Source organism: Mycobacterium talmoniae, assembly GCF_001854525.1.
Taxonomy (GTDB): Bacteria; Actinomycetota; Actinomycetes; order Mycobacteriales; family Mycobacteriaceae; genus Mycobacterium; species Mycobacterium talmoniae.
The window spans coordinates 1-10302 of the sequence record NZ_MLQM01000193.1; the positions used below are offsets into that span (position 1 = coordinate 1).

At 68.4% G+C, this 10302-nt stretch carries 9 protein-coding genes; 5 read left to right on the forward strand and 4 right to left on the reverse strand.

Annotation, left to right across the window (positions count from 1 at the left end; genetic code table 11):
- Positions 1-313: 313 nt before the first annotated feature.
- The gene (locus tag BKN37_RS23425) at positions 314-742 is read left to right on the forward strand and encodes an SgcJ/EcaC family oxidoreductase (protein ID WP_071029333.1); all 429 of its coding nucleotides are present in this window, start codon (positions 314-316) and stop codon (positions 740-742) included.
- Between the two features lie 6 nt (positions 743-748).
- On the opposite strand, the gene BKN37_RS23430 is transcribed toward BKN37_RS23425, so the two are convergent.
- Positions 749-1249 carry a MarR family transcriptional regulator gene (locus tag BKN37_RS23430; protein ID WP_071029334.1) on the reverse strand — a complete coding sequence of 167 codons (501 nt, stop codon included), beginning with the start codon at positions 1247-1249 and terminating at the stop codon, positions 749-751.
- A 66-nt stretch (positions 1250-1315) separates the two neighbouring features.
- Between BKN37_RS23430 and BKN37_RS23435 the strand changes: the two genes are divergently transcribed.
- Positions 1316-2290: a quinone oxidoreductase family protein gene (locus BKN37_RS23435; RefSeq protein ID WP_071029335.1), complete on the forward strand. Its 975-nt coding sequence runs from the start codon at positions 1316-1318 to the stop codon at positions 2288-2290.
- 80 nt (positions 2291-2370) lie between these two features.
- On the opposite strand, the gene BKN37_RS23440 is transcribed toward BKN37_RS23435, so the two are convergent.
- Positions 2371-3654 (reverse strand): sodium:proton exchanger, encoded by a 1284-nt coding sequence (locus BKN37_RS23440; protein ID WP_071029336.1) that lies wholly within the window; start codon positions 3652-3654, stop codon positions 2371-2373.
- A 275-nt stretch (positions 3655-3929) separates the two neighbouring features.
- Between BKN37_RS23440 and nicT the strand changes: the two genes are divergently transcribed.
- On the forward strand, positions 3930-5054 hold the full coding sequence (nicT, locus tag BKN37_RS23445) for a Nickel transporter NicT (protein ID WP_071029337.1): 1125 nt from the start codon (positions 3930-3932) through the stop codon (positions 5052-5054).
- Between the two features lie 81 nt (positions 5055-5135).
- Here the strand turns inward: nicT and mtr are convergent, their stop codons facing one another.
- Positions 5136-6512 (reverse strand): mycothione reductase, encoded by a 1377-nt coding sequence (mtr, locus tag BKN37_RS23450; protein ID WP_071029339.1) that lies wholly within the window; start codon positions 6510-6512, stop codon positions 5136-5138.
- Positions 6512-7522 (reverse strand): alpha/beta hydrolase, encoded by a 1011-nt coding sequence (locus tag BKN37_RS23455; RefSeq protein WP_071029338.1) that lies wholly within the window; start codon positions 7520-7522, stop codon positions 6512-6514. Before BKN37_RS23455 ends, mtr begins: the two co-directional genes overlap by 1 nt.
- A 130-nt stretch (positions 7523-7652) precedes the next feature.
- On the opposite strand from BKN37_RS23455, the gene mqo reads away from it, so the two are divergent.
- Positions 7653-9149, forward strand: a complete 1497-nt coding sequence (gene mqo, locus BKN37_RS23460) for a malate dehydrogenase (quinone) (RefSeq protein WP_083341997.1) — start codon at positions 7653-7655, stop codon at positions 9147-9149.
- An 11-nt stretch (positions 9150-9160) separates the two neighbouring features.
- Positions 9161-10302: magnesium chelatase ATPase subunit I (locus tag BKN37_RS23465; protein ID WP_165618378.1), on the forward strand; the 1142-nt coding region annotated here is incomplete at its 3' end.

Genomic DNA, 10302 nt, shown 5'->3' on the forward strand with positions numbered 1-10302 from the left:
GCTCCACGGCGGGCAGTTGGCGGCGCAGCACCTCGCAGCGCTCCAACATGTCCAGGCGTTCCGGGGTGGTCAGGGCTTCAAAGTCCAACTCCAACAACCGGTTCATATCGGCAGCCAACGCGTCGAAGGCTTCGACGATCTGTTCGCGGCTAGCCGATTCCATACCCCCGACGCTAGCGACGGGGTCCGACAAAACTTGGGTCGAAAAGGCCCAAACACGCCAGGTTAAGGTCACGAAACGATAACAATCCCAGCGGACGTCGGGACGCGGATGGTTCGCTCGTGCAGTCGCGACCAAAGAGGTGAGCGAAGCATGACCAACGACCGGGGTGCCGACGAAGCCGCCATCCGCGCGCTGATTGATCGTCAGGTTAAGGGCTGGGCCGCAGGCGATGCCAATGCCTATGCCAGCGTGTTCACCGCGGACGCGGACTACGTCACGTTTCTGGGCAGCCATCATCAGGGTCGTGACGCGATCGCCGCATCGTATGCCCCGCTGTTCAAGAAGTTTCTCAAGGGATCGCGGCTAGAAGTCGAAGTCACCCAACTGCGGTTTCTGACGCCCGATGTCGCGGTGATCCACGCCAAAGCCGCCGTGGCGAAGGGCAAGCGGCGGCCGCGCAGCACCCGGATCAACACGACGGTGGCGGTGCGCACCGAGGACGGGTGGCGGTTCGCCTCCTCGCAAAACACCGCCCATCGCCGGCTGACCGAAAAGCTGGTGGGTGTGCTCGCTTCGTAGCGGGTTCTACGTCACCAACCGCACACCGACCCGCTCGGACCGCAGGAGATCTCCGAGGATTTTCGTGACCGTGGCCAACTCGGCACGGGTGTAGCGCGACAGGAAATCCTGCATCCCGCGGTTCATCTCCTCATGCAGACGTCGGTGTGCGAGGGCGACGATCTGGCCGTCCGCACTGAGGCTGAGCGCGATCTCTTTGCGGTTGCCCGGCACCGACGACCGCTGAACCAGACCGGCCTCGACGAGTCGCTGCACGTGCTTGGACACCGTGCCTTTGAGCTGGCCGGAACGGGCCGCCAACTCGACCAGGTTGATCGGCTCCTCGGTGATGTGGTCGAGCAGATGGATGCTCAAGGTCGGGATGTCGTGCACCAAGGGCAACAGGCGAGGCGGGCAGTGCTGAGCCATGAAGTCACGCTCGGCGTCGACGTCGGACGAGTCGAACTTGTCACCGACCGCCTGGATCAGCGCGCTGATCTCGGCAATGGCCGCCGCCTTGGTTTTCATGGAAACCATCTTGCCATCACCCCGGCTGCCGGAGTAAGTTTCCATGGAAACTAACTGGGAGGTGACGTGAAAGCAGCGGTCATCGAGGCTCTGGGACAACCGCCGGCATACGCCGATTTCCCCGAACCCACAGGCCAGCAGGGTGCGGTAGTCGCCACGGTGGAGGCGGCCGCGCTGACCAACCTCACCCGCGGGCTGGTCTCGGGGGCGCACTACGGCAGCTCGGGGTTGGCGTTGCCCAGCGTCGCCGGGGTGGACGGGGTGGCGCGGCTCCCCGATGGGCGCCGGGTCTACACCGGCGCGGTGAGCCCGTACGGGATGATGGCCGAACGCGCGTTGATCGATCCGCGCGGCGCCGTCGACGTGCCCGACGACGTGGCGGCGGTGACCGCCGCGGCCGCGCCCAATCCCGGTCTGTCGGCCTGGATGTCGCTACACCACGCCGCGCAGATCCGGCCGGGACGGCACCTCTTGGTATTGGGGGCGACCGGCGTTACCGGTGCGCTGGCCGTCCAGCTGGCCAAGCTCGAATTCGGGGTGCAGCGGGTCGTCGCGGTGGGCCGCGACGCCGCCCGGCTGCAGTGGCTGCGCAGCGTCGGCGCCGACGACACCATCCGGCTGGGCCACGACGATTTGCGTACCCGGGTCGCCGACGCCCATCATGACCGGCCCTTCGACGCGGTCCTCGACTATCTCTGGGGAGAACCGGCCGAACAGGTGCTGTCCGCGCTGGGCAACCAGGGGCTGGGTGCGACCTTTCACGCCACCCGATACGTGCAGGTCGGATCGATGGCCGGTGCGACGATCAACCTGCCGGCGAGCATTTTGCGCAGCGCCGGAGTGACCGTGACCGGCGTCGGCTTCGGCAGCGTGCCGACGGATGTGGTGGTACGCGGCCGCACGGAATTCCTGCCCCGACTCTTCGGCATGCTCGCCGACGGCCAGTTGCAGTTGACGACGCAAGCCGAGCCGTTGGCGAACGTCGAAGGGGTGTGGGCGCAGCGTGAGCCGTCGGGCACCCGGGTGGTGTTCATCCCCTAGCCCACGAGAAGACGCAAACGCACCGCAAATCAGCCCTTCCGTGGTGCCTTTACGACTGCTCGGCGGGTGGAAAGCGCGGGCTACGCGTCTGTGGGCAAGTGGGGGTGGCCGCCGTGGCGCACGGCGTGCCCGACGAACGGTGCGGCGACGGTAGCGGTCAGGTGACGGCGATGGACGATCAGCCCCGCGACGGCCACCGCGGTGTAGATGCCGCACAGCAGCAACCGCCCCTCGGTGGAAGTGATCGGGAACTGGACAACGAACAACGCCAGCAGCGCCCAGGCGGTGGCACGGTGGAAGCGCAGCGCCAGGATCAGCATGACCCCCATCAGGGTCTGGGTGGCGGTGAGCAGTACTTCCTCGATCTGGCGGGAATCGAGGGCCAGCGAGAATCCGCCGCCGCCGAGCAGGTGGGCCACCGGTAGCGAGCCGATCAGCAACGTCCACTGGTTGACCTTGGACGAGATCAGGGTGCCGATCGCCGCGGCCCCCTTGCCGCGGCTGGCGAAGATGGTGGCGATGATGAATTCGGGCGCCTCGGAGGCCAGCGGCGCCAGCCACTGCACCAGCAGGAACCGGTCGATCCCCAACTCGGTGCCGGCGGCGACGAGATTGTCGGCGAACGGTTTCGCGCACAACAAGATCACCGCGCCGGCCACGGCGAACAAGGCGGCGACCGCGATGCGGCGGGTGCGGTCGGGCAACTCCCCGAGGGCGGCGGCGGTGCCGATCAGGTCGGGCTCTTCCACGTCGCCATGGCTGATTTTGTAGAGGTAGAAACCGAACCAAGCCAACAGCCCCAGCCCCAGCCCCAGGTGGATCTGGCCGCTGGCCGGGATGGCGAACGCTGCCACGCCGGCAATGAGCAGAAACCCGAGTTCGACCCGGTTGGCGGGCTCCAGCGACACCGCGGCGGCTTTGCTGCCCGTTGCTTTGCGGGCCACCACCAAACTGACCAGCACCACAACCGGCCAGCCCAGACCCATCAACAGCCGGTTGGATCCGGTCATGTTGGCCGCCGCGTACTGGGTGTATTCCGGGGCATGACCGGAGCTATAGGCGTAGTAGAGGTCGACGGCGTATTCGGGCAACACCGCGATCAACGCGAGCAAGGCGATCGCCAGGCCACCGGACACATCGATCTGGGCCGCTTCGGCCGCCCAGGCCAGCAAGAAGCTGGCCGCGACCACCGCGCCGCCGTACACCAGCAGGGCGACAACGGGGTGGGGATGCAGGCCGGCGGCCCGAACCACCACAGCCGGGACAATGAACACCGCCGTGATCAGTGCCGACCGGCTCAGAGTGCGCCACGGTGAGCGTGCCGCCGGCCGGACGGCCACAGCGGGGCGGCTAGTGGCGAGCATCGTGCTCCTTTAGTCGGGGATGCCGATCGTCGGTCATTAAACCTACCGGCCACCCGCGTGGTTCAGCAACGTGACGATTGTTCGAAGTGTCGACATCAATCGGCTTATTTTTGCTCGTCAGGGCATACGACGCTGCAAGTTAGGTAGACCTAATCTTAAAGTTTGGCAAACCTTCAGTGGCCGGGGTTTGTCCCGGATAAGTCGTGCTGCACCGCGGTCTTAGCGCTGCCGGGGCGCGTTGCCCCGCGTTCCGGCGGTGCCCTAACCTGGCTTGGTTGTCTTCCCACACCGATGTCGCCGACCAGTCCCGATCGTGGCGGGCGCGGCTGCGGGGCTCCTTGACGCGGCAGGAATGGTCGCGGCTGGGGTTGATGTTCGCGGTGATCACCGGATTGCATCTGGCCGGCTGGATCACGTTGGTGTGCTTGGTCGAGCCCGCCCATTACAGCGTCGGCGATAAGGCCTTCGGGGTTGGTATCGGGTTGACCGCCTACACGCTGGGGTTGCGGCACGCGTTCGACGCCGACCACATCGCCGCCATCGACAACACCACCCGCAAACTGATGAACGACGGCCAGCGGCCGTTGGCGGTGGGATTCTTCTTCTCGCTGGGGCATTCCAGCGTGGTGTTCGGCCTGGCGGCACTGCTGACGGTGGGCCTCAAAAGCGTCGTCGGTCCGGTCCAGGACGACTCATCGCGGCTGCACTACTACACCGGGCTGATCGGCACCAGCGTCTCCGGCGTGTTCCTGTACCTGATCGCGATCCTCAACGTCGTCATATTGGCCGGCATCCTGCGGGTGTTCGCCCGGATGCGCCGCGGCAGCTACGACGAAGCCGAACTCGAAGCCCAGCTGGATAGTCGCGGGCTGCTCAACCGGATCCTGGGCCGCGCCACGAAGTCCATTGCCCGCTCCTGGCACATGTACCTGGTCGGCATCCTGTTCGGGCTCGGCTTTGACACCGCCACCGAAATCGCGCTGCTGGTGCTGGCCGGCACCAGCGCCGCGGCCGGCCTACCCTGGTACGCCATCTTGTGCCTGCCCACCCTGTTCGCCGCGGGCATGTGCCTGCTGGACACCGTCGACGGGTCGTTCATGAACTTCGCCTACGGCTGGGCGTTCGCCAACCCGGTGCGCAAGGTCTACTACAACATCACCATCACCGCCCTGTCCGTGGTCGTCGCGCTGCTGATCGGCACCGTTGAACTGCTCGGCCTGCTCGCCGAGCGGCTGGGCTGGTCGGGCGGATTCTGGAACTGGGTCGCAGGGCTCAACCTCAACGCGATCGGTTACGTCATCGTCGGCATGTTCGTCGTCACCTGGGCCATCGCCGTGCTGGTCTGGCGCTACGGCCGCATCGAGGAGAAGTGGAGCGTGCCGGTCGAGGACTTCGCCTAACCGGTTCGCTGCCGAGCAGACGTAAAAGCACCCCAAAACAACGTTTTTGGGGTGCTTTTACGTCTGCTCGCGCGGTAAGCCTTAGGCCAGGCCCAGGAGTGCGTTCTCCACCACCTCGGGCAGCGCCGGGTGAATCCAGTACTGGCCGCGGGCCATCTCCGGTGCGGTCAGCCCGAAGCTCATCGCCTGGACCAGCGGCTGGATGATCGACGACGCCTGGTAGCCGAGGATGTGCGCGCCCAGCAACCGGCCGGTGCCGCGTTCGGCGACCAGCTTGACGATGCCGGTGGTGTCCTCCATCGCCCAGCCGTAGGCGACGTCGCCGTAGTCCTGCACCTTCACCGACACATCGAATCCCTGCGCGGTCGCCTGGTTTTCCGTCAGCCCGACGCTGGCGATCTGCGGGTCGGTGAACACCGCCGACGGGACGTAACGGTGGTCGGTGGCCACCATCGCGTGGGTGTCGTCCCAGTCGCACAGCAGATTGTGCTGCACCACCCGTGCCTCGTGGTTGGCCACATGCTTGAGCTCATACGGTGAGGACACGTCGCCGAGCGCGAAAACATTACGGGCCGAAGTGCGTTGGTACTCGTCGACAACCACCCGGGTGCCCGCGACGGCGATCCCGGCCTGCTCGGCGTCCAGCAGGTCGCCGTTGGGCACCCGTCCGGTGGCCACCAGCACGGCGTCGGTGCGCAGCGTCGAACCGTCATCGAGGGTCAGCGCGATGCCGGACCGATCTTGGTCGGCGGCCACCACGTTGCGGTGGCTGCGCAGCTCCCATTTGGCCGACGCGATGCGGGTGAATCGTTCGCTGATGGTGTCGTCGAGGTGGCGCAGCAGGGTGCCGCCCCGGATCACCAGCGTGACCCGCACCCCGAGCGCGGAGAAGATGTGCGCGAATTCGGCGGCAACGAACCCGCCGCCGACGATGGTCAGGTGCTGGGGCAGCTCGGCGATCCGCATCACGGTGTCGCTGGTGTGATAGCCGATGCCGCTGTCGGCGAAGACCGCCGGAACCGCGACCCGCGAGCCGGCGGCGATCACCACCTGTTCGGCGGTGAAGTCGTCCCCGCCCTCGGTGCGCAGCAGATACCTACCCTCAGACACCGCCCCAAACCGGGTGTGCTGGTCATACACGTCGATGTTGGGTGCGCCGCGCCGGTAGTCCTCGCCGCCGACCGCGATCGGGTCGATGCGGCCGAAGACCCGCGAGACGATATCGGTCCAGCGCACCTGATCGACGTGGGCGTCGACGCCGTAGCGGGCCGCGTGCCGGACGGTGTTGGCCACCTCGGCGGCGTAGACGAACATCTTCGTCGGGATACACCCAACGTTGAGGCAGGTGCCGCCGAAGGTGCCCTGCTCACAGATCGCCACCCGCTTACCGGCGTAGCGTTCGTCGAGAATGCTGTTGCCCGAACCGGTTCCGATGATCGCCAGATCGTAGGTTTCCATCAGCACCCGCCTCCGGTCGGTGCGGCGGGGTCCGCGGCACGGCAATAGTGGTCCAGCCAGCTGTCCAGCTGCCGATACGCCGCCCGCCGCGGAGCGGGCAGCGACAAGAACACGTCGTGCTTGGCGTCGACGACCGGGACCACGGTGCTGCGGTTGCCGATGCACCCCGCCCAGCGGGCGATCTGGGTGACGTCGAGCACCGCGTCGCCGCACTGCAATGTGACCGGATCGGCGGTTTCGGGCACGCTGTGATCCGAACGCAGGATCAGGTTGGGCACCCCGACGTCCAGGCCGCGGTGCAGCCGGGCCTGGCCGCGCCGGCTCGCGTGCAGCCAGCCGAACGTGATCGGAAAGCCGCCCAGCGGCTTGAACGCCAGGTTGTAGTCGAACTCGCCGTCGTAGTCGCGGTGCAGGCTGGAGCCGTACCCGCCGCAGCCGGGCCCGCGGGCCACCTTCGTGGGGGCCAGCCGGGCCAGCGCGGCGATCACCGCCGACGTCACCGGCCAGCGCAGGATCGCCGGGCCGTGCAGGTCCAGCCACGGGCTGTTGAGCACCAGGCCGCCGACCCCGGAGGCCGCCAGCGCGCCGCGCCGGCGCAGCCGGTCCAGCCACAGCGGCACGACCAGCCCGCCGGTGGAGTGCCCGTACACCAGCACCCGCGCCGAGCCGGTCTGTGCGGCGATGACGTCCAGGGCCGCCTGCAGCTCGACGTCATAGTGCCGCAGGTCGGTGGTGAAGTGCGGGGTCTGCCCGGCACGCCACGACCGGCCGCATTTGCGCAGGTCGAGCGCGTAGAAGGCGAATCCGCGGGCGGCGAAGTGCTCGGCCAGCGCGGTGTTGAAGAAGTAGTCGGTGTAGCCGTGCACCGCGAGCACGGCGCCCGCCTCGGCGGTCGCGTCGGCGCGGGCGACGAGGGTCGCGACGATGTCGCCCTCGCCGTCGGGGTCGGCGCCCAGCGGAATCGTGTACCGCCGGTAGCCGGGCAGATCGTCGGGCGTCCAGCCGGTCACACCGGTCAGCTTAAGGGCTGCTGACGCCCGCACCGGGCGGGGATTCGACCGCGCCGGGTCAATAGCTGGGGCCATCGGGATAACCTGGGGACCGAAGAAAACTGGCGAGTAGGTAAGGACGAAGGATCCGGTGTCAGACGAAGCCAAGACCGCGAAGACCGACGTCGTGCTGGTGGGCGCGGGGATTATGAGCGCCACGCTGGGCGCGTTGCTGCGCCGGGTCCAGCCGGACTGGTCGATCACGCTGATCGAACGCCTGGACGGTGCCGCCGCCGAAAGCAGCGACCCGTGGAACAACGCCGGCACCGGGCACTCGGCGCTGTGTGAGCTCAACTACACCCCGGAGCAGCCCGACGGCTCGATCGACATCACCAAGGCGGTGACCGTCAACGAGCAGTTCCAGGTCACTCGCCAGTTCTGGGCGTACGCGGTGGAGAACGGGATGCTGACCGATGTCCGCAGCTTCCTCAACCCGGTGCCGCACGTCAGCTTCGTGCACGGCGCCGAGCGGATCGACTTCCTGCGCCGCCGCCAGCAGGCGCTGGCCGCCAACCCGCTGTTCGCCGCCACCGAGTTCATCGACGACCCCGATGAATTCGCCCGCAGGCTGCCGCTGATGGCCGCCGGCCGCGACTTCTCCGAACCGGTCGCGCTGAACTGGTCGGCCGACGGCACCGACGTCGATTTCGGTTCGCTGTCCAAACAGCTGATCGGCTACGGCGTGCAAAGCGGCACCACCGCGCTGTTCGGCCACGAGGTGCGCAACCTGTCCAAGCAGCGCGACGGCAGCTGGACGGTGAAAATCCGCAACCGGCGCACCGGCCAGAAATCGAAGCTCAACGCCAAGTTCGTGTTCGTCGGCGCCGGCGGCGATGCGCTGCCGTTGCTGCAGAAGTCGGGCATCAAGGAGGCCAAGGGGTTCGGCGGATTCCCGGTGGGCGGCAAGTTCATCCGTACCGGCAACCCGGAGCTGGCCGCCGCGCACCAGGCGAAGGTGTACGGCTTCCCGCCGCTGGGCGCCCCGCCCATGTCGGCGCCGCACCTGGACACCCGGGTCATCGGCGGCAAGTCCTGGCTGCTGTTCGGTCCGTTCGCCGGCTGGACGCCGAAGTTCTTGAAGCAGGGGCATTTCACCGACCTGCCGAAGTCGGTCAAACCCAACAACATGTCGTCGATGGTCAGCGTCGGGCTGACCCAGATGAGCCTGGTGAACTACCTCGTCGGGCAGCTGCTGCTGTCCGAGCCCGACCGGGTCCAGGCGCTGCGGGAGTTCGCGCCGACCGCCCGCGACGCCGACTGGGAGACCATCGAGGCCGGGCAGCGGGTGCAGGTCATCCGCCCCAACGGCGCGAAGGGGGTGCTGGAATTCGGCACCACCGTGCTGGCCGACGCCGACGGCAGCATCGCCGGCCTGCTGGGGGCCTCGCCGGGCGCGTCGACCGCCGTGCCGGCCATGCTCGACGTGATGGAGCGGTGCTTCCCCGACCGGTATCAGTCGTGGCTGCCCACCCTCAAGGAGATGGTGCCGTCGCTGGGGACCCAGTTGTCCAATGAGCCGGCCCTGTTCGAGGAGGTCTGGTCCTGGGGCACCAAGGTGCTGGGGCTGAAGGCCGACACCGCCCGGTGACCGTCCCCGCGGTGACCCGATATCCGTTCAGCGCGATCGTCGGGCACGACCGGCTGCGCCTGGCGCTGATCTTGTGCGCGGTCCGTCCGGAGATCGGCGGGGTGCTGATCCGCGGCGAGAAGGGCACCGCCAAGTCGACGGCGGTGCGCGGCCTGGCCGCGTTGCTGCCCGCCGCACGGCTCGTCGAGCTGCCGATCGGTGCGACCGAGGACCGGGTGATCGGCTCCCTGGATCTGCAGCGGGTGCTGCGCGACGGGGAACACGCCTTTTCGCCGGGCCTGCTGGCCCGCGCCCACGGCGGTGTCCTCTACGTCGACGAGGTCAACCTGCTGCACGATCACCTGGTCGATGTGCTGCTCGACGCCGCCGCGATGGGGCGGGTGCACATCGAACGCGACGGCATCTCGCATTCGCACGAGGCCCGGTTTGTGCTGATCGGGACGATGAACCCCGAAGAGGGGGAGCTGCGGCCGCAGCTGCTGGACCGATTCGGGCTGACCGTCGACGTGCAGGCCTCCCGCGATGTCGACGTGCGGGTGCAGGTCATCCGGGCCCGGATGGCCTATGAAGCCGACCCGGACGGGTTCGCCGCCCGCTACGCCGCCGACGACGCCGAGCTGGCCCGCCGCATCGCCGCCGCCCGCGCGGCCGTCGACGCGGTGGTGCTGCCGGAGGCCGAGCTGCGCCGCATCGCCGCCCTGTGCGCGGCGTTCGATGTCGACGGGATGCGGGCCGATTTGGTGGTGGCCCGTACCGCGGTCGCGCACGCGGCCTGGCGCGGCGCCGACACCGTCGACGAATCCGACATCCGGGTGGCCGCCGAGTTGGCGTTGCCGCACCGCCGCCGCCGCGACCCGTTCGACGAGCCCGGCATCGACCCCGCCCAGCTCGACGAGGCGCTGGCCCAGGCCGGCGCCGAGACCCCGGAGCCGGACCCGGACCCGGATCCCGACCCGCCGGGCGGCGGCCAGTCCACGGAACCGGCGCCGCCGCAGCAGGATTCGCCCGCGTCGCGCCCGCAGCCGCCGAAACCCAGCGCGCCACCGGCGGCGACCTTCCGCACCCGCGCGCTGACCGTGCCCGGGGTCGGCGAGGGGGCGCCGGGGCGGCGGTCCCGGGCCCGCAACAGCGCCGGGATGACGGTGGGCGCCAC